The organism is Enterococcus sp. DIV1767 (assembly GCF_050542585.1).
GTDB classification, from domain to species: Bacteria; Bacillota; Bacilli; order Lactobacillales; family Enterococcaceae; genus Enterococcus_D; species Enterococcus_D innesii.
Genome location: NZ_CP172936.1, coordinates 3,182,045 through 3,202,862, shown reverse-complemented (window position 1 = coordinate 3,202,862; position 20,818 = coordinate 3,182,045). Strand labels below are relative to the sequence as shown.

The 20,818-nt window shown below is 46.0% G+C and carries 22 protein-coding genes; 17 read left to right on the top strand and 5 right to left on the bottom strand.

Features of this window, described 5'->3' with window-relative positions; genetic code table 11:
• Nucleotides 1-2 precede the first annotated feature (2 nt).
• The 4 genes from ribH (at nt 3) to IGI78_RS15190 (ending at nt 3,813) form a co-directional block, all read left to right on the top strand.
• Nucleotides 3-476 (top strand): 6,7-dimethyl-8-ribityllumazine synthase, encoded by a 474-nt coding sequence (gene ribH, locus IGI78_RS15205; protein ID WP_200126677.1) that lies wholly within the window; start codon nt 3-5, stop codon nt 474-476.
• A 470-nt stretch (nt 477-946) separates the two neighbouring features.
• Nucleotides 947-2,020, top strand: coding sequence for a FecCD family ABC transporter permease (locus IGI78_RS15200; protein WP_061053392.1), 1,074 nt, complete (start codon nt 947-949; stop codon nt 2,018-2,020).
• A 4-nt stretch (nt 2,021-2,024) separates the two neighbouring features.
• Nucleotides 2,025-2,807, top strand: coding sequence for an ABC transporter ATP-binding protein (locus tag IGI78_RS15195; RefSeq protein WP_010748955.1), 783 nt, complete (start codon nt 2,025-2,027; stop codon nt 2,805-2,807).
• Entirely contained in the window at nt 2,800-3,813 is a 1,014-nt protein-coding gene (locus IGI78_RS15190) for an ABC transporter substrate-binding protein (RefSeq protein ID WP_005233274.1), read from the top strand. Before IGI78_RS15195 ends, IGI78_RS15190 begins: the two co-directional genes overlap by 8 nt.
• A gap of 149 nt (nt 3,814-3,962) precedes the next feature.
• Here IGI78_RS15190 and IGI78_RS15185 read toward each other — a convergent pair whose 3' ends face one another.
• Entirely contained in the window at nt 3,963-4,304 is a 342-nt protein-coding gene (locus tag IGI78_RS15185; protein WP_015510530.1) for a MazG nucleotide pyrophosphohydrolase domain-containing protein, read from the bottom strand.
• Between the two features lie 86 nt (nt 4,305-4,390).
• Between IGI78_RS15185 and IGI78_RS15180 the strand changes: the two genes are divergently transcribed.
• The 7 genes from IGI78_RS15180 (at nt 4,391) to IGI78_RS15150 (ending at nt 12,299) form a co-directional block, all read left to right on the top strand.
• Nucleotides 4,391-4,951 carry a TIGR00730 family Rossman fold protein gene (locus IGI78_RS15180; protein WP_074934167.1) on the top strand — a complete coding sequence of 187 codons (561 nt, stop codon included), beginning with the start codon at nt 4,391-4,393 and terminating at the stop codon, nt 4,949-4,951.
• Nucleotides 4,952-5,097: 146 nt separating this feature from the next.
• Nucleotides 5,098-6,084: a tRNA dihydrouridine synthase gene (locus tag IGI78_RS15175; RefSeq protein ID WP_015510528.1), complete on the top strand. Its 987-nt coding sequence runs from the start codon at nt 5,098-5,100 to the stop codon at nt 6,082-6,084.
• A gap of 149 nt (nt 6,085-6,233) precedes the next feature.
• Entirely contained in the window at nt 6,234-6,674 is a 441-nt protein-coding gene (locus IGI78_RS15170) for a MarR family winged helix-turn-helix transcriptional regulator (RefSeq protein ID WP_005230651.1), read from the top strand.
• Complete coding sequence (locus IGI78_RS15165) at nt 6,671-8,107, top strand: MDR family MFS transporter (RefSeq protein ID WP_430618127.1); 1,437 nt, start codon at nt 6,671-6,673, stop codon at nt 8,105-8,107. Before IGI78_RS15170 ends, IGI78_RS15165 begins: the two co-directional genes overlap by 4 nt.
• A 156-nt stretch (nt 8,108-8,263) precedes the next feature.
• Nucleotides 8,264-9,169 (top strand): EamA family transporter RarD, encoded by a 906-nt coding sequence (rarD, locus tag IGI78_RS15160; RefSeq protein ID WP_430618126.1) that lies wholly within the window; start codon nt 8,264-8,266, stop codon nt 9,167-9,169.
• A gap of 278 nt (nt 9,170-9,447) precedes the next feature.
• Nucleotides 9,448-10,290, top strand: coding sequence for a BglG family transcription antiterminator LicT (licT, locus tag IGI78_RS15155; RefSeq protein ID WP_005233287.1), 843 nt, complete (start codon nt 9,448-9,450; stop codon nt 10,288-10,290).
• Nucleotides 10,291-10,427: 137 nt separating this feature from the next.
• Nucleotides 10,428-12,299 carry a beta-glucoside-specific PTS transporter subunit IIABC gene (locus IGI78_RS15150; protein ID WP_201705462.1) on the top strand — a complete coding sequence of 624 codons (1,872 nt, stop codon included), beginning with the start codon at nt 10,428-10,430 and terminating at the stop codon, nt 12,297-12,299.
• A gap of 187 nt (nt 12,300-12,486) precedes the next feature.
• Here IGI78_RS15150 and IGI78_RS15145 read toward each other — a convergent pair whose 3' ends face one another.
• Nucleotides 12,487-13,158: a cyclic nucleotide-binding domain-containing protein gene (locus IGI78_RS15145; RefSeq protein ID WP_005230657.1), complete on the bottom strand. Its 672-nt coding sequence runs from the start codon at nt 13,156-13,158 to the stop codon at nt 12,487-12,489.
• A gap of 196 nt (nt 13,159-13,354) precedes the next feature.
• Here IGI78_RS15145 and IGI78_RS15140 point away from each other — a divergent pair, with 196 nt between their 5' ends.
• From IGI78_RS15140 to IGI78_RS15120, 5 genes are all read left to right on the top strand, one after another.
• The gene (locus IGI78_RS15140; protein WP_430618124.1) at nt 13,355-14,287 is read left to right on the top strand and encodes a phosphate/phosphite/phosphonate ABC transporter substrate-binding protein; all 933 of its coding nucleotides are present in this window, start codon (nt 13,355-13,357) and stop codon (nt 14,285-14,287) included.
• A 160-nt stretch (nt 14,288-14,447) separates the two neighbouring features.
• Nucleotides 14,448-15,239, top strand: coding sequence for a phosphonate ABC transporter ATP-binding protein (phnC, locus tag IGI78_RS15135; RefSeq protein ID WP_005230661.1), 792 nt, complete (start codon nt 14,448-14,450; stop codon nt 15,237-15,239).
• Nucleotides 15,211-15,990: a phosphonate ABC transporter, permease protein PhnE gene (gene phnE, locus IGI78_RS15130; RefSeq protein WP_010748971.1), complete on the top strand. Its 780-nt coding sequence runs from the start codon at nt 15,211-15,213 to the stop codon at nt 15,988-15,990. Before phnC ends, phnE (IGI78_RS15130) begins: the two co-directional genes overlap by 29 nt.
• Nucleotides 15,987-16,769 (top strand): phosphonate ABC transporter, permease protein PhnE, encoded by a 783-nt coding sequence (gene phnE, locus IGI78_RS15125; RefSeq protein ID WP_077452412.1) that lies wholly within the window; start codon nt 15,987-15,989, stop codon nt 16,767-16,769. The genes phnE (IGI78_RS15130) and phnE (IGI78_RS15125) overlap by 4 nt, the downstream gene beginning before the upstream one ends.
• Before the next feature lie 4 nt (nt 16,770-16,773).
• Nucleotides 16,774-17,586, top strand: coding sequence for a metallophosphoesterase family protein (locus IGI78_RS15120; RefSeq protein WP_325811539.1), 813 nt, complete (start codon nt 16,774-16,776; stop codon nt 17,584-17,586).
• A 69-nt stretch (nt 17,587-17,655) separates the two neighbouring features.
• On the opposite strand, the gene IGI78_RS15115 is transcribed toward IGI78_RS15120, so the two are convergent.
• On the bottom strand, nt 17,656-18,132 hold the full coding sequence (locus IGI78_RS15115) for an ImmA/IrrE family metallo-endopeptidase (protein WP_034858679.1): 477 nt from the start codon (nt 18,130-18,132) through the stop codon (nt 17,656-17,658).
• Between the two features lie 5 nt (nt 18,133-18,137).
• On the bottom strand, nt 18,138-18,470 hold the full coding sequence (locus tag IGI78_RS15110; protein ID WP_005230670.1) for a helix-turn-helix domain-containing protein: 333 nt from the start codon (nt 18,468-18,470) through the stop codon (nt 18,138-18,140).
• Between the two features lie 163 nt (nt 18,471-18,633).
• Between IGI78_RS15110 and IGI78_RS15105 the strand changes: the two genes are divergently transcribed.
• Nucleotides 18,634-18,999, top strand: a complete 366-nt coding sequence (locus IGI78_RS15105; protein ID WP_216682039.1) for a hypothetical protein — start codon at nt 18,634-18,636, stop codon at nt 18,997-18,999.
• A 42-nt stretch (nt 19,000-19,041) separates the two neighbouring features.
• Here the strand turns inward: IGI78_RS15105 and IGI78_RS15100 are convergent, their stop codons facing one another.
• Nucleotides 19,042-20,793 carry an ABC transporter ATP-binding protein gene (locus IGI78_RS15100; protein ID WP_220426991.1) on the bottom strand — a complete coding sequence of 584 codons (1,752 nt, stop codon included), beginning with the start codon at nt 20,791-20,793 and terminating at the stop codon, nt 19,042-19,044.
• Nucleotides 20,794-20,818: the final 25 nt, after the last annotated feature.

Genomic DNA, 20,818 nt, shown 5'->3' with positions numbered 1-20,818 from the left:
CGATGACAGTATTTGAAGGAACGTTTCAGGGAGAGGCAGTCAAAGTAGGGATCGTGGTCTCACGATTCAACGAGTTTATCACTTCCAAGTTAGTGGAAGGCGCCAAAGACAATTTGGTGCGTCATGGAGTCAAAGCAGAAAACATCGATGTATATTGGGTTCCAGGTGCTTATGAGATTCCGTATATTACCAAAAAAATCGTTGACCACAAACAATACGATGGGATCATGACATTAGGTGCCTTGATTCGCGGAGCAACGACCCACTATGAATTGATCTCAAATGAAGTGGCGAAAGGCGTAGCCCAAATTGGTCTGAATGCCGATATTCCGATCATGTTTGGTGTGTTGACGACTGAAACGATCGAACAAGCCATTGAACGGGCGGGAACCAAAGCCGGCAACAAAGGCAGTGAAGCCGCTCAAGGTCTTTTGGAGATGATTTCGTTGAATCAGCAAATCCTTGGCAACGCATAGGTTTCACGTTCGAACAAAGGGAAGCTAGCAAGAAAAAGCCTGCCTAAGCATAGGCATTAGACTGGAGACAGACTTCGTACAAAATGAAGTCTGTCTTTTTTTCATCATTAAAAAAAATGGATCATTTTGCCAAAGGATTCGCTTCTTCACGGGTACCGTGTTTTCGATAGGTCAATGGAGAGGAAAACGCCCATCAATCACGAACATTAGAATAACTCTTATTTAAGGAAATTTTCAGAAAATTATTTACATTTCACAAAAGGTTCCTTATAATGACTCTATTCATTGAGAGTGATTCTCATTTGCAAATAGATGTCAAAGCAGCACATGGCTTTGGCGCTTTTCATGAGAAGAACTGTTATAAGCGAAAAAACGCACAGATGCTTCTTTTATGATGGCGGCGAGGCAACAGTCAAGGTTGTTTTTGCTGTGAAATCAGGAGAGGATCGTGCTGAATAAAGGAGAATCACATGTCGGTAGGGTTGATTAAATCAAATCGTTGGATGGTTTCGACAATCATTTGCTGTGTTTTAGTTGTCGCCATTCTCTTATCTGTAGGAGTTGCTTTGGCAAACGGCCAAGCCAATATCACCCTTGGCGAAGTTTACCAAATTCTCTTCTATAAAATCAGCCATGGGTTGGTTGGTGATCTTTCAGGCATTTCAGACGCAAACATCAATATCGTCTGGTTTGTTCGGGCACCGCGGGTCTTGCTTTCTATTTTTGTGGGGATGGGGTTAGCGATCAGCGGGGCAGTGATGCAGGCGGTGGTCCAAAATCCGCTGGCAGATCCCTATATCTTAGGAATCTCTTCTGGCGCATCCTTAGGGGCGACCTTCGCCATCTTAGTCGGGTTTGGCGGCTCGGCGCTAGTCTTGCAGCTGGGCTTATCGTTTGGTGCCTTTGCAGGAGCGGGGATTGCCACCATTTTGGTGCTGCTGCTTGCCAGTATCGGTGGGAAAATGACTTCCACAAAACTTGTGCTGTCGGGGACGATCGTCAGTGCCTTATGTAGCTCTGTTTCAAACTTGATCATCTATCTGGCTAGCAATGCAGAAGGGATGAAGACTGTGGCGTTTTGGTCGATGGGCAGCCTAGCCTCGGCTTCTTGGAACAAATTGGGCTTTATCGTGGTTCTGGTTTCTTTGATCACGCTGTTCTTCCTGACGCAATACCGTGTTTTGAATACGCTTTTGCTGGGAGATGAAGTTGCCTCCACCTTAGGGGTCAAGCTGACCTTCTATCGTCGTTTTTACATGCTGCTAGCAGCACTATTAACCAGTATCATCGTTGCGAATTCTGGGATGATCGGCTTTGTCGGCTTGATCATTCCTCATATCGTACGTGGAGTCAGTGGGTCGGATCATCGCCTGTTGATGCCTTTGACCGCTTTGACAGGCGCGTTGTTTTTGATTTGGGCGGATGTGATCGCCCGCTCGACTCTGCAAGGAGTCGAACTGCCGATCGGGATCATTACAGCGCTGATTGGCGCACCGATCTTTATCTATATCATTGTCAAACGGCAATACAATTTTGGGGGGTGACGGAATGAAACTAGCAGTTGAAAAGCTCAATCTGACGATCGGGGATCAGCAGATACTAAAAGATATCTCCGTCCAAACCGCACAAGGGCAATTTGTCGGCTTGATTGGGTCCAACGGCAGCGGCAAATCTACATTGTTAAAAGCTATCTACAAAACGTTGAAACCTGACAGCGGCGACATTTATTTGGGTGAGATGAATATTTTGAAAAGTTCCGAAAAAAAAGTCGCCCAGCAAGTCAGCGTCGTCAGTCAGTTCAATGAGTTGAGCTTTGATTTAACAGTAGAACAGATGGTACTTTTAGGCCGCACGCCCCACAAGGGTCTATTGGAACAAGACACCAAAGCCGATCATGAGCTGGTCACTGAAGCCTTAGCCAAAACAGGGCTAAGTGCCTATAGAAAACGCAGTTACCTCTCATTATCAGGAGGCGAAAAACAGCGGGTCGTCCTTGCTCGTGCCATCACCCAAGAACCGAAATTTATGATTCTCGATGAGCCGACCAATCATTTGGATATCCGTTACCAGCTGGAAATCTTAGAGACCGTCAAGCATCTGAAGATTGGCTTGTTGGCGGCGCTGCATAATTTGGAACAAGCAGCCAACTATTGCGACATCATCTATGCCTTAAAAGATGGTCGGGTCGTAGGGTATGGCGAACCAGAAACGCTGCTGACAGAGGAACTGATCGAAGAAATCTATGGCGTGAAATGCAGTATTTACCATCATCCGATCACAGGCGGATTAGGGTTTCATTATTATTTTGAAAAGGAGCAAACAGATGAATAAATGGGGAAAAATGATTGGGGTAGGATTGGCAGTTTTTACATTAAGCGCTTGCGGCAATACGAAGGATGAAGGAACTTCGGCTTCTTCCTCACAGGCAGAAAGTACGTATCCCTTAACCATCAGCAACTACACCAAAGCAGAAGGCGGTACGCAATGGACCGCCAAGGACCAAACCTTTAATGAGGCACCGAAAAAAGTCGTAGCCAACACACGACCAGCAGCGGAATTGCTGCTGCATCTCGGCCTCAAGGATCAGATTGCGGGTGTCGGTGCAACCTTTGGTGCCGCCGATGAGGAAGTTGCTGCTGATTATGCAGAACTCAACGACCTGGGCAGTGACTATATCAGTAAAGAAACGGCGCTAAGTGTGGATCCAGATTTGATTTTTGGTCGCGGGGGACTTTTCGATAACCAAGATTGGGGCGTCGGCACCGTTGATTCCTTGAACGAGATGGGCATTCCGACTTACGTCCAAGAAACCTCTGTCACTGGTGCAACATTTGATTCCGTTTATCAAGACATTGAAAACCTCGGTAAGCTCTTCAATGTCCCTGAGGCAGCCGCTGCTTTTGAAAAAGAATTAAAGGATCGCCAGAGTGCCTTGGAAGAAAAAGTAGCAGACAAAGAAGAGCAAACCTTTGCCCATCTCTTTATGTCTGATCCAAGTGTGGTCAGTGTCTATGCCGCTCAAGACGAGTCTTTTTTCAATAGCAACTTTGACATGATCAAACTGAACAATGTGTTTCAAGACTATTCAGGAGAAGTCAGTGTCGAAACCTTGATCGAAACGGATCCCGATGTCTTGATCGTCGGCGACTGGTCAACAATCGAAGGCAGTGTTTCTGGTCAAGAAATCATTGAAGGCTTGTACAAAAATGACAAACTCTCCAGCATGAAAGCCATCAAAAACAAACAAGTCTACAGCATGGACTACAATTATCTCTTTGGCTACGGCTACCAAGCCTTGACTGGTTTGGAAGAACTGGTAGAGCAAATGGCACAATAAACACCTCCTGTTGCATAAAAAGGAGAACCAACTTTTTATTTAATAGAAGAAAACCAACGTTTCACTGGCCGATCGACCACAGAAACGTTGGTTTTTTGTATTTGGGAAAAGCAACCTTTGCCGCTGCCCGTTCCGCAACAAGTAGCCGGTTAGCTGTTTTTTTCTGTCACGTGGTCCATTTGATAGCGAGACAATAGCTTCTCTTTGTGTTTTTGCATGATCGTCTCTAGAGAAATATCGTATTTATCGGCGAGAATAAATAAGTTATCCAGTACATCGCCCAATTCTTCCGTCAGGTTTGCCAGTTTTTCTTCTGGCAAGCCTTCTTGTTCATCGGGACGGTCACGACCGATCTCCAATGTCCGAATGGCACGGCTCACTTCCCCGACTTCCTCTGCTAAAAAATTCGCCCGAATAAACGGATCGTACTGATACCAGTTGCGGGCTTTGTAGAAGTCACTGATAAATCGTTGATATTCCTCAATGTTCATAAATTTTTTCTCATCCTTTCCCAGAACCTTTATCAGAATCATGATATACTATTTCAAAATGATTGAGAAGGATGATGAAGAGTTTTATGAAAATTGCAGTCTATTGTGGTGCCAGTGTCGGTAATGAACCTAGTTTTGCAACAGCCGCCCAAGAATTGGGGCAGTGGATCGCTTCAAGAAAAAATACGCTAGTTTATGGCGGCGGAAAAGCCGGCTTGATGGGCGTGCTGGCAGATGCTGTCTTAGAAAATGGCGGTCAGGTGATCGGGGTGATCCCAACCTTTTTAAAGGATCGGGAACTAGCACATCCTGGATTGACCGAACTCCATGTCGTCGAGACGATGTCAGAAAGAAAACGAAAAATGTTCGAATTGTCGCAGGCGTTTGTCGCACTGCCAGGTGGTCCCGGGACGCTGGAAGAAATCACGGAGATGATCTCGTGGTCAAGAATCGGTCAAAACCCGAATCCTTGTGCTTTTTATGATGTGAACAACTTTTACCGCGCAACGAGAGCCTTGTATGACAACATGGTGGAAAATGAGTTCTTGACGCAGGCCGATCGCGAAAAAATCGGCTTTGCGCAAACGACGAAGGAGCTTGAAGCCTTTATTCAAGCCTACGAACCACCAGTTATTCGGCAGTATTAAGCGTCTGTTGCAAAAGAGTAAGACGAAGCACCGGCGGGTGTCGTCTTGCTCTTTTGCTTCTTTGACGCATTCTTAGTATAATGGGGTTTGTTTTGCAAGTGGGGTCATAAAATAAGATCCTTGGACAAAGAAATGGAGCGTAAATCATGACAACAAATTTTTGGGCTGAATTGCCGAAGCCTTTTTTTATCCTAGCACCAATGGAAGATGTCACCGATGTCGTTTTTCGGCATGTCGTTCAAGCTGCCGGCGCACCAGATGTTTTCTTTACGGAATTCACCAACTCCGATAGTTACTGCCATCCAGAAGGACGCGACAGTGTGCGGGGACGTTTAGTCTTCACCGAAGATGAGCAGCCGATGGTGGCACACATTTGGGGTGACAAGCCAGAGTATTTCCGTGAGATGAGTATCGGCTTAGCGGAGATGGGCTTTAAAGGGATCGACTTAAATATGGGTTGCCCAGTGCCAAACGTTGCCGGACGAGGCAAAGGCAGCGGCTTGATCTTGCGACCGGACGTTGCGGCTGAGCTGATCCAAGCAGCCAAAGCTGGCGGTCTGCCGGTCAGTGTCAAGACGCGTTTGGGCTATACCGAACTAGGGGAAATGGAAGCCTGGCTGACCCATGTCCTGCAACAAGATATCGCCAACCTTTCGATCCATTTGCGAACCCGCAAAGAAATGAGCAAGGTCGATGCCCATTGGGAATTGATTCCTGAAGTGGTTGCCTTGCGGGATAGAATCGCCCCACAAACGAAGCTGACGATCAACGGCGATATCCCTGATCGTACCAAAGGTTTAGAGCTAGCAGAAAAATATGGCGTAGACGGAATCATGATCGGTCGTGGTATTTTCAAGAATCCCTATGCCTTTGAAAAAGAACCAAAAGAGCATACCTCAGAAGAGCTATTAGGCTTGCTACAGCTGCAATTAGACTTGCAGGACCATTACGCCAAAATGGTGCCACGCTCGATCGCAGGACTTCATCGTTTCTTTAAAATCTATGTCAAAGGCTTCCCAGGAGCCAGTGATTTGCGGGCAAAATTGATGAATACCAAATCAACGGATGAAGTTCGGCAACTGCTGGCAGAGTTTGCTGAGAAAAAGAACCACGAGGAAAGTATTGAAGCGTAAGTTTCAATGCTTTTTTGTTTTTGGTTGCTGTACCCGCTCTCATTGTCAATCCTTTCTTGACAATAGATAGGTACCTATGTAAAATGGAGAGCGGACTTTTAACTAGGTACCTATCTAAATAGTGAAGAGGCGAAAGGAGCTGAAGGTCGATGGTTTCCGAACAAGAAATCGTGGAACGATTGTTTGAAGTGTATAAATTAAATCGGCGGTATGCGGAACAAAAATATGGGCGCTTTATGCCAGGTCGGGGACAGTTCAATTGCCTACTGGTATTGGACGAAAAAGGGACGTTGACCCAAAAAGATCTCGCCGCGTATTTAGCGATTCGTTCGACATCCACTGGCGAACTACTAAAGAAACTGGCTGAAAAAGGGCTGATCCAAAAAGAAGTCGATCCGAAAGATAAACGCAGCCATTTGATTTCGTTGACAGAAGCAGGCAAGGAAGAGGCACAGCGAATGAAAGAAAAACGTAGCAAGGCGCACCAAGAAATGCTGACCTATTTGACGGCAGAAGAAAAACAAGCCTTTGGTCAAGCCTTAGCAAAAATCGAACAGTTTTATCTTGAGAAGGAGGCGGACGTTGATTGAGTGAAACAGTCCAACGAACGGAACGTCAGCGGACGCTGATTTTTATTAATTTAATGATTACATGTATTGCCGTATCCATGTTGGCGACCGCCTTGACGACGGCTTTACCCGCCATCGTCACTGACCTGCAGATTTCCGTCACTACGGGACAATGGCTGACAAGCGGTTATTCCTTGGCGATGGCGATCGTTATGCCCTTGACGGCATATCTTATGAATCGTGTACCAACCAAAAAGCTCTATCTAGCTGCCTTAGGAATTGCGTTGGTGGGCTTGCTGCTTTGTGCTGCAGCGCCCAATTTTCTAGTCATGATGCTTGCTCGTATTTTGCAGGCCGTAGGCAATGGAATCTTGACCGCAATGGCGCAAGTGATCCTCTTATCGATCTATCCGATCAATCGCATCGGTGTGGTGATGGGCTGGTATGGACTCTCAATTACCGCGGCACCCGTGATTGCACCGACGATCGCTGGGCTGATCGTGGATCGCTTGAACTGGCATGCGATTTTTTATATCGTTGCCGTGATCGTTTTGATCTCGTTGATTTGGGCCATAAAGGTTTTTGATGATGTGTTACCAGTAAGCAACAGCAAATTTGATCAGACCTCTTTTGTTTTGAGTGCCTTCGCCTTTGGTGGGATCACTTTAGGCTTTGGCAATATCGGCAGCTATGGCTTTTTCAGCTTGCCAGTTTTAGGAACCTTAGGGATCGGTTTGGTAGCAGGGATCTTCTTTGTCTTCCGTCAGTTAAGAGCGGAAACCCCATTTTTGGATCTGCGGGTCTTGAAAACAAAAGAATATGCCATCAGTGTCTTTGGCAGTATCATGCTTTACTTGGTCTTGATGGGTTCGGCGATGCTGATGCCGCTTTACGTGCAGTCGATTTTAGGCAAAACAGCGACGATCTCAGGGTTAGTCGTTTTGCCAGGTTCCTTGGTCTCGGCTTTTTTAAGTCCGGTGGCTGGACGAATCTATGACAAAGTCGGCATCCGTCTGTTGACGATTTTCGGCGGCGGCTCACTGGTCTTGAGCAACATCGGCATGTATTTCATCCATATGCACACGGGGATTTGGGTAGCAGTGGTTTTGAACATGCTGCGCTGTGCCGCCACCGGCTGTTTGTTGATGCCCTTTGTGACGTGGGGAAATAAAAATATTCCGCCGCAGCTGACGGCGCATGGAACAGCGTTATTGACTTCTTTGCGGACGGTGGCAGGCGCCATCGGAACAGCATTATTTGTCGGGATCATGAATAGTGTGGCGCAAAACAGCACGACCTTAACGGGGACGAGTGCACTGCTTCATGGGATGAATGTTTCTTTCTTATTGATGACGATCGCTTCTGGTCTGCTGTTTGCAACGGGGCTATTTTTGATTCGTGATCAGAAACCGGAAGCCGTGTGGCTGGAAGGTGCGGAAGAACCGCTGGAATAAAGAGGGGCACCTTTCTTTGAAGGGTGCTTTTCTTGATTTATTTCATGAAACTCTATGAAAAACCAAAAAATTCGATATAATAAGATAACTTATGGTTTAGGAGGAGTATTTTTTTTCAGGAAAGACTTGCTTTCATGGAAAAAAATCAGGGAGAAAATGAAGAATAAAGGCGTTTATTTTGGGTTGTCTGCCTATGTCTTGTGGGGCTTGGTCACACTATATTGGAAAATAATCGTTGGGGTTTCCCCGTTAGCAACGATGTGCTACCGAATCGTGTGGTCCTTTGTTTTTATGGTGTTGTTTATCGTGCTTTCCGGGAAGAAAACGCAATTTTTACAAGAAGCGCGTCTGCTGTGGAAGAACAAAGCATTTGCTGGACTGATCGTTTTAGCGTCTGTGCTGATTTCCATCAACTGGTTCACTTTTATCTTCGCGGTGAGTGCGGGCCACGTGATGCAAGCCAGCTTAGGCTATTACATCAATCCGCTAGTCAATGTCTTGTTAGCAACCGTTTTTTTGAAGGAACGTCTTAGTCGTACTGGCATGCTGGCGTGTCTGCTGGCAAGTATCGGGGTAATCTTATTATCGATCCAAACAGGAACGATTCCTTATGCCTCACTGATCATGGCCTTTTCCTTTAGTACGTATGGCTTGATCAAAAAAAGGATCCCCATTAGTTCGGTTACTGGGTTAACGATCGAGACGATGGTGATTTTTCCCTTTTCCCTCGTGTATATTTTAGGGTTTTCAACCGTCGGCTTTATGAATTATCCCTTGCAAACCAATCTCTTATTGATGGGTGCCGGGATCGTGACGGCTATTCCGTTGTTGCTGTTTGCGGAAGCAGCGAAAAATGTTTCTTACATTACGCTTGGGTTTATTCAATACGTCAACCCGACGATCATGCTTTTGTTAGCCATCTTTTTGTTTCACGAAACCTATTCACTGGCCCAATTTTCCGCCTTTGCGTTTATTTGGCTGGGGATCGCGGTCTTCACCTATGGTTCGTTAGGGACGGCCATGAAAGAGCGGCGCATGGGACAGCAAAGAAAGCAACTCTGATAGATCAGGAATGGCTGCAGCTGGGCCGTTCCTTTTTTGATTAAAAAACAACTCAATTTAGATAGTGAAGGATGTTGCAAGGAGAATTGTTCAATGGTATAACAAAGGAAAAGCACGTTGCAGAAATTCTGATTGAAAAGGGTTGCATCTGCCACAGGGGTGTGTTATTATTCTTTCAGTTACAAGGATTGTTACTGTTCGGCAGGCAAAACCAGAATTGACCGTAGCGCGCTAATGGGGAGATTCTAGGTTTTTTTATTTTGGAGTGAGGGAAAACGATGGTTATTGGGAAAATTTTAAATAATAATGTCGTCATCTCGACCAATGATGCCGGTCAGGAAGTGATCTATATGGGTCGTGGCATTGCGTTTAAGAAGAAGGTCGGCGATCCAGTGGATGAAGCCTTTGTCGAAAAAGAATTTGTGTTAAAGGATACCTTTACCGCAAATCAGTTTCAGCAATTGTTTTCAGACATTCCTGTGGAAGAAGTCGAAGCCGTCAAGCAGGTGGTGGATGATGCGGAAGCATCCTTGGGGATCGAGCTGTCGCCAAATATTTATTTGACACTGACCGATCATATCCATTATGCGCTGGTTCGGGCACGTGAAGGCATTGAGCTGCCGAATCCATTGTTGTTTGAGACCCGCAAATTTTATCCGAAAGAGTATGCGGTTGCAGCAGATGCCGTTGCTTATTTTGAAAAAGTCTTCGGGATTTCATTGCCGGAATCGGAAATTGGCTTTATCGCCTTTCATATCGTCAATAGCGAACAAGCCAATGGTACGATGGAAACCACGATGCAAGCGGTAGAGATCGTACGTGACGTACTGGCGATCATCAGTCGTTTTTATGGACGAGTCTTTAACCCAGATTCCTTGAATTATCAACGGATCACCACGCATTTGCAGTATTTTGCGCAGCGTTATTTAAGCGATGAACTTTCAGGGGAAAAAGATGAGTTTTTATTTGCCCTTGTGCAATCGAAGTACCCTAAAGCGTTTCAAACGGTCCAACGGATCAACGAGTACTTGATCAAAACCTACGACAAATCGATCGGTGAATCAGAAATGATCTACTTAACGATCCATATCGAACGTGTCGTCAATGATCAAACCAATTAACATTCAATCATTAACGGATTGTTACTGTCAGGCAGGCAATACCCAGATTGAAAAGACAACAGTCAGCGAGGAAAAGACTCGTTGGACGGTCGTTTTTTCAATCTGGGTTTTTTTATTAAAAAAGGAGTGTTGAAAAAATGAGTTCAAATAAAGAAATTGCCGTTCGCGTCCTCGATGCAGTGGGCGGCAAAGAAAATGTCAACAGCGTGGTGCATTGTGCGACCCGCTTGCGTTTCAAATTAAAAGATGAGAACAAAGCGGATACGGCACGCTTGAATCAAGACGACGACGTGATCCAAGTCGTTCAAAGCGGCGGACAATACCAAGTGGTGATCGGCAGTCATGTCAGCGACGTTTACCGTGAATTGAATGGAGTAGCGAACTTCGATGGTGAAGCAGACAGCAAAGGCGACAAAGGCAACCTGTTGAATCAACTGGTGGATATTATTTCGTCGATCTTCACGCCGTTTTTAGGCGCAATGGCAGGTGCCGGGGTCTTAAAAGGATTCTTGACGCTGGCAGTCACCTTGAATTGGCTGGCAGCTGATTCTGGGGTCTACACTGTATTGTATGCGATTGCCGATGGGTTATTTACCTATTTACCAGTGATGTTGGCTTTTACTGCAGCGAAGAAGTTTCGTACCAATGAATTTCTAGCGGTTTCCTTAGCGATGGCATTGGTTCATCCAAATATTACCGCTTTGGCTGGACAAACGTTGAGTTTCCTAGGCTTACCGGTCATTATTGGTGCGAGTGCTTATACGTCTTCCGTCATTCCGATTATTTTAGCGGTCTTTTTACAAAGCTATGTGGAGCGTTTCTTTAAAAAAGTCATTCCTAGCTTCTTACAGATCATCTGTGTACCTTTAGCGGTCTTCTTGATCATGGCGCCATTGACCTTTATTGTCGTCGGTCCACTAGGAACGATTTTAGGAAACTTGTTAGGTAGTGCTTACGACAGCATTTACCACTTTAGCCCACTGATCGCTGGCGCTGTCATGGGTGGTTTATGGCAAGTCTTTGTGATGTTTGGCATGCACTGGGGCTTTGTACCGATCATGATGTTGAATCTCAGTCAAACCGGTGTCGATACCATGGTGCCAATGCTGTTGCCAGCTGTCCTTTCTCAAGGTGGTGCAGCGCTAGCAGTGTTCTTTATGACAAAAAATGTGAAATTGAAAGGCTTGGCCCTTTCTTCAACGATCACCTCAATTTTTGGGATCACAGAACCGACGGTGTATGGGGTAACCTTGCCATTGAAAAAACCATTTATTGCCGCGTGTATCAGTGGTGCCATCGGTGGAGCCTTCATCGGCTTCAGCCAAGTCGAAAACTATACCTTTGGGTTAGTTAGCTTACTAAGTCTGCCGTCCTTTATCCCACAAGATACGAAAGATCTAAGTGGTCTGATCGCAGCTTCCATCGGCACGGCTATCGCTTTTGGGGCAGCGTTTGTCTTGACCTTCTTCTTACGTTTTGAAGATCAGCCAGCAACTGATGCCAGTGCAGCACCAGCAAAAGAGCCAGCAGCACCCACAGAGAGTTCGTCTAAAGAACGAGTGATCCTCAGCAGTCCGTTAGAAGGCAAAGTGGTTCCCTTAGCAGAAGTCAAAGACCAAGTCTTTTCTTCTGGTGCATTAGGAAAAGGCATCGCCATCGAACCGACCATCGGGGCTTTATATGCGCCGGCAGATGGCACCATCACGACGCTCTTTCCTACCGGCCATGCCGTTGGTTTGACCACCACGGATGGAGCAGAAGTTCTGATGCATATTGGTATGGATACCGTGGAACTAGATGGCAAAGGCTTTGAGGTCTTTGTTAAACAAGACGATCAAGTCAAACGTGGCGATTTGTTAGTGAAGTTTGATCTAGATACGATCAAAGCAGCTGGCTTATCCACGATCACACCGATCGTTGTGACGAACACCCCGCAATATTTAGATGTGATGGATATGAACCAAACCGATGTCTTGCAAGGAGAAGACTTCTTAGCCATCGTAAAATAAGCAAAAGAAACCCGATCCTCGACTGAATATCAGCAAGGATCGGGTTTTTTGTAAGAAAATAAGGCGCAGTTGCCCTTCTCGCTTGCCTGACATGGTAGCAAACGCTTGTCACAGCGCGAGTTAAGGGCAAGACCAACATCAGGAACGCCTACTCAGGGAAAACCCGAACATTCTTGGGGACTGCTCCTTACACATGGCTTAAATTTTCGGCAAGCGACTCTAAAGCGGGGAAATCGAGAATCGCATAGCCCTGTTTTTGTTTTTCGATCAGCTTGTCTTCCCGAAAGCTGGTAAAGGTTCGCAGCAGGTGGCGATAGCTGACATTCAAGATTGCGGCACAGGTGGTCAACTGAAAGGAAAAGTGTTGATTTTCTTGATGCGCAAGAATAAATTTGGCCAACCGTGTCTCTACAGGTTCCGTCAATGAATTCGCTAAGTTGATCCCCGAATTCAAGCGGGAACTGAGCAACTGACAGATGGTTTGCAAAAAGCGGACGTCTTGTTGCAAGGTGTTGCGGTAGCGATTCAAAGGGATACAGACACAGACGCAAGCAGAAGCGGCTTTGACACTGCTTTTCGGCAAGAGTTCCCATAAAGAGGAAGCTTCTCCTAATGGTGCAGCTGGCTTGGCGTAATCAATACAAATCGTTTGGGTATCCGAAGAGAAGGAATAGACCATCACGGTTCCTTCTACGAGAAAATACAAGTATTCAGAAGGCGTGCCTGTTCGAATCAGGTGCTCTTCTTTTTCAAAGGAATGCAAAGTGGCCATCGCTAACAAATCATTGTCCATATAAGATTGCAGATCGTATGTGTCAATGTAATTACTGAGGCGTGCGGTATCATCGATTTTTTTCATGGAAATCAGCCACTCCTGAATGGTTTTCTTTAAGTATAGCTTAGTTCCCCTTTTGACTCAACACGAACGATAAATAAAATCTAATGTAAATTGTATGTAAAAATAAGGTAAAATAGGACATGTGTCACTTCATTTTGAAGGGATACTTGGTATGATTTGAATGTAAGAAAGCTTCAAACCATTAGGAGGAGAAAAAATGCCATTGAAACGAATTGTTAAAGGAATGTTAGGAATTGCGTTAGTTGCAGCATTGACCGGCTGTGGGAATGGGAGCAGCAGCAGCGACAGCAGTGCCGCAGCCGAAAAAGAAAAGCTGGTGGTACAATTCGTACCGACCAATAATGACGGCTCGATGCAAGCCAAAGCAAAACCGTTTGCTGAGTATTTATCAAAAAAATTAGACCGTGAAGTAGAAGTAACGTTAGCAACGGATTATTCGACGATCGTAGAAGCGATGGCTTCTGGACAAGTTGATTTAGGGATCATGCCGCCAGCCGCTTATGTTCAAGCCAAAGACATGGATGCAGCTGAAGCGATTTTGACTTCTCAATTAGGTGCTTATGATCCAGAGACGGGCTTGCCATTAGAAGGGGAAAAAACCAATACCTTCAAAGGGGAAATCTTGGTCCGTGCGGATAGCGACATGACAGAATTGACGGACTTAAAAGGGAAAAAAATCGCCACATTGAGTCCGAACTCTGCCAGCGGCTATATTTACCCAGTTGCCGAGTTGAAAGATGCAGGAGTTGATCCAACGACGGATGCTACATTAACGACGGTGAACGATATTCCAAGTGAGATCACTGCAGTCTTGAATGGTCAGATGGATGCCGCCTTTGTGTTTCAAGGGGCACGAAATGTCTTTGCATCAAGCTTTCCAGACAACGATTTATTCAAAGACCTAAAAGTCCTTTACTTGACTGAAGGGGATATTCCAAATGACGCCATTGCCGTTCAACCGACGATGGATGCTGAACTTAAAGAGCAGATCAAAGAAGTGTTCTTGAATATGGCAGACGATGAAGAAGGCGCCGAAGCAATGAGCTTGTGGGGACACCAAGGGTATGAAGAAGCAGCAGATTCTGCTTACGATACCATTCGCGATTATACACAACGAGCAGCAGAGTAAAAAATCAGGGATTGCGGTAGAAGGATAACGGGACACGGAGATGTGCAGCGATTTACTAGGGGAATAGGTGGAATACGCAATATCAGTGCATTTTTTAGTGAGATAGACCGTGACCGATTGGGGAAACTTTGCCGCGGTCCCTACATAATGGAGAAAACAGATGATAACTTTTGAGAATGTATCCAAAGTCTACCCAAATGGGGTCAAAGGATTACAGAACATAGATGTAACGATTGAACAAGGAGAATTTGTGGCAATCATTGGTTTGAGTGGTGCTGGTAAGAGTACCTTTTTACGCTCGATCAATCGCTTAGTGCCAATCACTGAAGGAGATATTCGGGTAGACGGCAAATCAGTCACGAAAGCCAATAAAAAAGAATTGCGCTTGATTCGTCGACAAATCGGATTGATCTCCCAAAGCTTCAATTTGGTCAAACGTAGTACTGTCCAAAAGAATGTGCTATCTGGTCGTTTGGGGTATTACGGGACATGGAAAAGTATTTTAGGGTTGTTTACGAAAGAAGACTACGAAAGAACGAAAGAAGCGCTAGCGACTGTCGGCTTGTCAGACAAACTGCAAACGAGAAGCGACCAGTTGAGTGGTGGTCAACAGCAGCGAGTATCCATCGCCCGTGCCTTGGTTCAACAAGCGCCGGTGATTTTAGCTGATGAACCCGTGGCATCACTAGATCCCATCACGACAGAGAAAGTGATGGAGGATCTGAAGAAGATCAATCAAGAAATGGGCAAAACGATTGTCATCAATCTGCATTCGATTCCCTTGGCTCGTCAGTATGCGACAAGGATCATTGCCTTAAAAGCAGGTGCGATCGTTTTTGACGGCAACGCAGCCGCTTTGACAGATCAGCGTTTAGAACAAATCTATGGCAAAGCAATTTTTGAAGAAAAGGCAGGAGAAATCGATGAAACTGAAAGAAACAGTTCATTTTAATTGGTACAAGCACCTGCTGCTGGTTCTTTTATTGCTGCTCTTTTTTCAAAGCAGTGCCTGGATCACGGGGGCTGATTTTGCCCAAGTGTGGTCGAATCGCAGCCAGATGACGGCTTTCATGGCTCGGTTTTTGCATCCGGATTTTAGTTATTTACCGCAACTGATGATGCCCTTGATCAAGACATTGCAGATGTCCTTTTTAGGTACCGTTTTAGGAGTAGTCGCAGCGATACCGGTGAGTCTGTTGGCGACGACAGTCGTGACAGAAAGCCGTTGGGTCTCTGTGCCGATGCGTTTTCTCTTAGGGCTGGTGCGGACGATTCCCAACCTATTGTTGGCGGCATTGTTCGTAGCGATTTTTGGGATCGGTGAAGCCACTGGTGTTTTGACCATCGCGGTCTTTACCTTTGGTATGGTTTCACAGCTGATGTTCCAAGCGATCGAAACCATTGATTTTGCGCCAATCGAAGCAGCAGCGGCGGTAGGGGCAAATAAATTTCAAGTGACTGTTTGGGCGATCATACCTCAAGTCATCAGCCAGTTTGCCAGCTATACTTTTTATGCCTTTGAAGTCAATGTTCGAGCTTCGACGGTGTTAGGATATGTGGGTGCCGGCGGGATCGGGGTCATCCTGAACGCCTCATTGGCATTATTGAATTATGAACGGGTCTCAATCATTATCTTGACGATTTTGCTGACGGTAGCGATCGTTGATTTTCTCAGTGAGCGGGTAAGGAGGTCATTCCTATGATGATCAGAGAAGTGAAGAAAACGACTTGGCTATTATGGGGACTCTTTGCTATCTTACTGGTATTATCCGCAGCGACGCTGGATTATTCCGGATTGAGTACTTTTTCCTTAGCGATGGGAAGAGATGTCCTGCAAGGGTTGAGTCAGCCAGACTGGTCTTTCTTTTACGACGGTAGCGGGGAGGATCTGTGGAGCTTATTGTTACTGACGATCGGCATCGCTTGTCTAGGAACGATGATCGCAACGGTCTGTGCGATACCGGTGACTTTGCTGAGTGCCGCCAACCTATGGGCTTCTGCGCCGTGGGTCGCGAAGGTCGGCAAAATGATCTGCAATATCTTGCGGGCATTTCCAGAGCTAGTTTATGCGATTATTTTTGTCCGTGTGGTAGGTCCGGGACCTTTCGCTGGGGTTATGGCGATCGGTGTCCACCAGATCGGTATGCTGGGCAAGTTGTTTACCGAAGAAATGGAAGCCATGGATGAGCGCTTGACGGAAGAGATGCAAGCAGTTGGTGCCAACTTTTGGCAGACGATGTTTTTCGTGCGGGTCCCTTACTTAGCACCCATCTATAGTTCCTTTGCATTGAATCATTTTGAAATTGCGGTCCGCAGTGCGGCAACATTAGGATTAGTCGGTGCTGGCGGGATCGGTGCACCATTGATTTTTGCTATTCAAACCAGAACCTGGAGCAAGGTAAGTATTATTTTGTTGGGCGTCGTTGTGACCGTCTTCTTATTAGACCAGTTGACTGGAATCATCAGAAAGAAATTGAGATAAACCTATGAATGTATTGCATATATCAGATATCCATTTTCGAGAAAGTTACCTGCCTTGTGAAGAAGGGTATCAAGGAATGCTGGCAGCCATGCAAAATCCCTTGATTCCTCTGGAAGAGTGTATCCAAGATGCCAAGGCGCGAGCAGCGATCGATTTGGTGGTGATCAGCGGCGATTTGACCGAAGATGGCGCGCCTGCCGATTATGCCTCTTTGAAGCAATATTTAGAAAAAGCCTTTGGCTCAGTGCCCATCGTAGTAACGCTAGGTAATCATGATATCAAACGGCATTTTCGCCAAGGCTGGCAAGGCAAGTCAGTAGAAACCGCCAGTGATACACCTTTTAATCAAGTCTATGAAACGGAGACATTGGCGATCGTGACTTTCGATAATTCCTGCTATGGCTATGCCGACGGTATCGTAGATGAGCGACAGTTTGAATGGCTGCAAGCCACGCTGGCGCAGCTCAAAGAGAAAAAGATCGTTTTTGTGACGCATCATCATTTGTTGCCCGACCAAGCAAGCACGCCGGCATGGGCCGGTGCCAATCGTTTGGTGGCATTATTGCAGCAGTATCAAATCTCTTGTATTCTCAGTGGACATACCCATCATGCGTTTACGGGAACGATCACAGGGATTCCTTACTATACTGTGGCAAGTATGTCGTTTGTCGGTGAAGATGAAGGCGATGGGATGGTCCGTTTTGAAGAACGCTATGGATACAATTTGTATCGTTTTGAGGAAGGTGCGCTGGTTCATCAATCCTCAGAAAACTATCGACCGAACCGTGTATTGATGCGGGTCAACATGCAAGGATAAAAAATAGACGTTCCGTCAACGCTGCCTTTAGCAGCAGAAAAGGAACGTCTGTTTTTGTGTAAAAAAGGCTTAACCTTGATTGCCAAAGGTTTTGACAACTTCAATCGTGCCGTCGATATGGAAAAACAAGGTATAGTTTTCTTCGGTTTTGATACCGTCAAAGCGGCGAGCATAATACGTGACCGCATCTTTGAAGGTTTGTGGGGGAACCCCTAAAAAATCAGCGCATGCCGCCAATGTTTTGCAGCCTTCTTCAAAACAAGCGATGATATCATAGGGCGTGACCACGATCGCAGAACCAATGTCGCGGGCTTTGCGTTCTTGTTTGCGTTTTTCGTTGGTGTCTTGGGCGGTAATGTCGCCAGCACTGGTCAAATAATGACCGATTTCTTCACCGATGGTGCTCAAGAGGTCTTCTTGTGATTGGTCAGGGTTCAAGTAAATATGGTGATCGATGTACAATCCTTGCTGACCATCAGGCATATTTTTATCGAAAATAAAGTGCAAGTCTGGGTAGGCGGCCATCAGTTCTTCTACTTTATCCATTTCCATCATTCCTTTTGGGCGTGCCGCTGTTTTATAAATTCAATATAGCTGAGGATATCTTCCATCTGCTCATCGGTGACGTCATCATCAATATGGGCCGCAACGGTTTGAACTTTTGCAGAGGGCGGAGTAAAGCCTGCCGGGACTTGTCTGCCTAATAAAAAATCGGTGGATACTTGAAAAATCTCCGCGAGTTTGACGATGGTCTCGCCATCGGGTTCGTTACGATCATTTTCGAAATGCGAATACGCTGCGCGGGTGATTCCCAGCTGATCTGCGATCTGCTGTTGGGTTTGATTGGTTCGTAGTCTGAGTGTTCTTAGCCGTTCGCCAAGCATGAGTGATCGCCTCCTTTTTTGTAGTATAGCACGTTGGATATAATTTGTATCTATTTTTGTATTATTTGATATAAAAAATATCACATCAGTTGACGATACGAATCGTATCTTTTATACTGGAAACAGATGATATGAATCGTATCAAAAAGAATGGGGGAGGATCATGGATACATCGATCGTAACAGTTGTCTTGCCGTCACTCATTACCGGTGTACTTACTTATTTGGCTACCCGAGTATCCAGCAAAGCGAATTTGGAACAAACAAATATCGAAAATGCCCAAAAGCTTTACCTGAAATATGAACAGATCAATCAAGAATTGACCCATAAAATCGACCAGTTAGAAGAAGAAGTCCAAAAGACCGCCAAAACCTACCAAGAAGAAGTCTTGGTCTATCAAGGAAAGCTTGCTACTGCCCAAAGCGAACGGGATTTTTTGCGGGCAGAAAATCAGGTGCTGAAAGAATTGCAGCGAGTAAATCAAGTGCCTGGGACGCGTGAAGAGAAGCAACATTCAGCCGTTGACTAATAGAAAAAAACTGCTTATCCATCAATAAGCAGTTTTTATTCTTTAATTGATCATTTGTTCATTGACATAGGCAGCATAAAGTGGGTGATTGCTGATCAATTCTGCATGGGTACCTTGACCGGTAATGGTACCTTTTTCTATAAAGTAAATTTGATCGGCATCCACGATGGTCGATAAGCGATGAGCAATCACTAATGTCGTGCGCCCTTCCATCAAATGATCCAACGCCCGCTGGACCTTTTCTTCCGACTGAGAATCTAGGCTGGCGGTCGCTTCATCCAGCATCAGCAGCTTGGGGTCTCGCAAGAATGCTCGTGCGATGGCGATCCGTTGTTTTTGCCCGCCAGATAGTTTGACGCCGCGTTCGCCGATTTGTGTTTCTAGTTTTTCGGGGAACTCTTGGACGAACTGATCGGCATAAGCCAATGCCAGTCCTTGCCACAATTCCTCCTCTGACAGTGTTCGACTTAATCCGTATTGCAAGTTTTCCCGAATCGTACCGGCAAAGACCGCACTGTCTTGGGAAACATAGCCGATTTGTGCCCGCCAGTTCTGCAGATCAATGTCAGCTATCGGCTGTTCACCAATCAGCAAGCGCCCGTTAGTGGGTTCATAAAAGCGTTCTAGTAAAGCAAAAATCGTGGATTTTCCACCGCCGCTTGGTCCCGCAAAAGCAATCACGGTGTTGGGCTTGGCTTCAAAAGAAATGTTTTGCAAAATCGGCCGTTTGGGATCGTAACTGAAATCGATCTGTTCTGCCCGTAAGACAGCGCCATCGATGGCGGCTTTGGGTGCTGCCTGGATCGGCTCCAGCGGCGTATCCAAAATTTCTTGGATCCGTTCCGTAGCACCCATCGCTTTTTGAACTTGCGAAAAGAACATCGCAAACGTCGTCACAGGCGCAATAATATTAAAGAGATACAGTAGAAAAGCGATCAATGCACCACTCGTCAAGGTGCCGGCTTGGACGCGGATCGCGCCATAACCGAGGATTCCTACGAGTAAGCCCAGCATGGCCGTCGTCATGATTGGCTGCAAAATCGCACTAACTTTCGCATCCTTGACCCCGAGGGTAAAAATTGCCCCAATGTTGCGCCGACCGTTTTCTTGTTCACTAGCTTCTCCATTGCTGGCTTTGATCAAACGGATCTCTGAGAGCTTTTCGCTGGCATCCGCATTGAAATCGGCGGTCGCTGCTTGCAGCTGGCGTCCTAGTTTCGACATGATCTTGCCGATTGGCCACATGATCAAGGTGATCAAAGGCACCGCACTGAACATGATCGCCGCCATCTGCCAATCCATCAAAAACAAGATGATCATCGAACCAACCAATTGGATCAAGCCAGTGACAAAGCTGGGAAATTGCGAGGTGACTAGTTCTTTGATCACGGAAGTATCGTTGACAAGTCGCGAACTGCTTTCCCCCGACTTGTGGTCATCAAAATAGCTGACTGGCAAATGCAGCAGATGTTTCCAAAGACGTTCCCGCAATGTTTTCACGGCACTTTCTCCCACATAGCGCAAGAGAAAGCCGCCTAAAGTCCCTACGCCTAATTGCAGCACAAAGGCTAGGATCAAAACGACCAGCATGGAGGTGCTGAACGTGGGCGTGCCACTGGCATCGACCAGCGTTTTCGTCAGCTGCGGCACGACCAAACTGGCGGCACTTGTGATCAGGCTAAAGAGCATCCCTAAAAGAAACAAGCCTTTCTTAGGATTGACACTGACGATCAGGTGGATAAAGTCTTTCATTTTAAATTTGTTTTTGTTCACTGTTGGTGTCGTTGTTTCCATTCGTTTTCCTCCGCAGCAAGCAAGA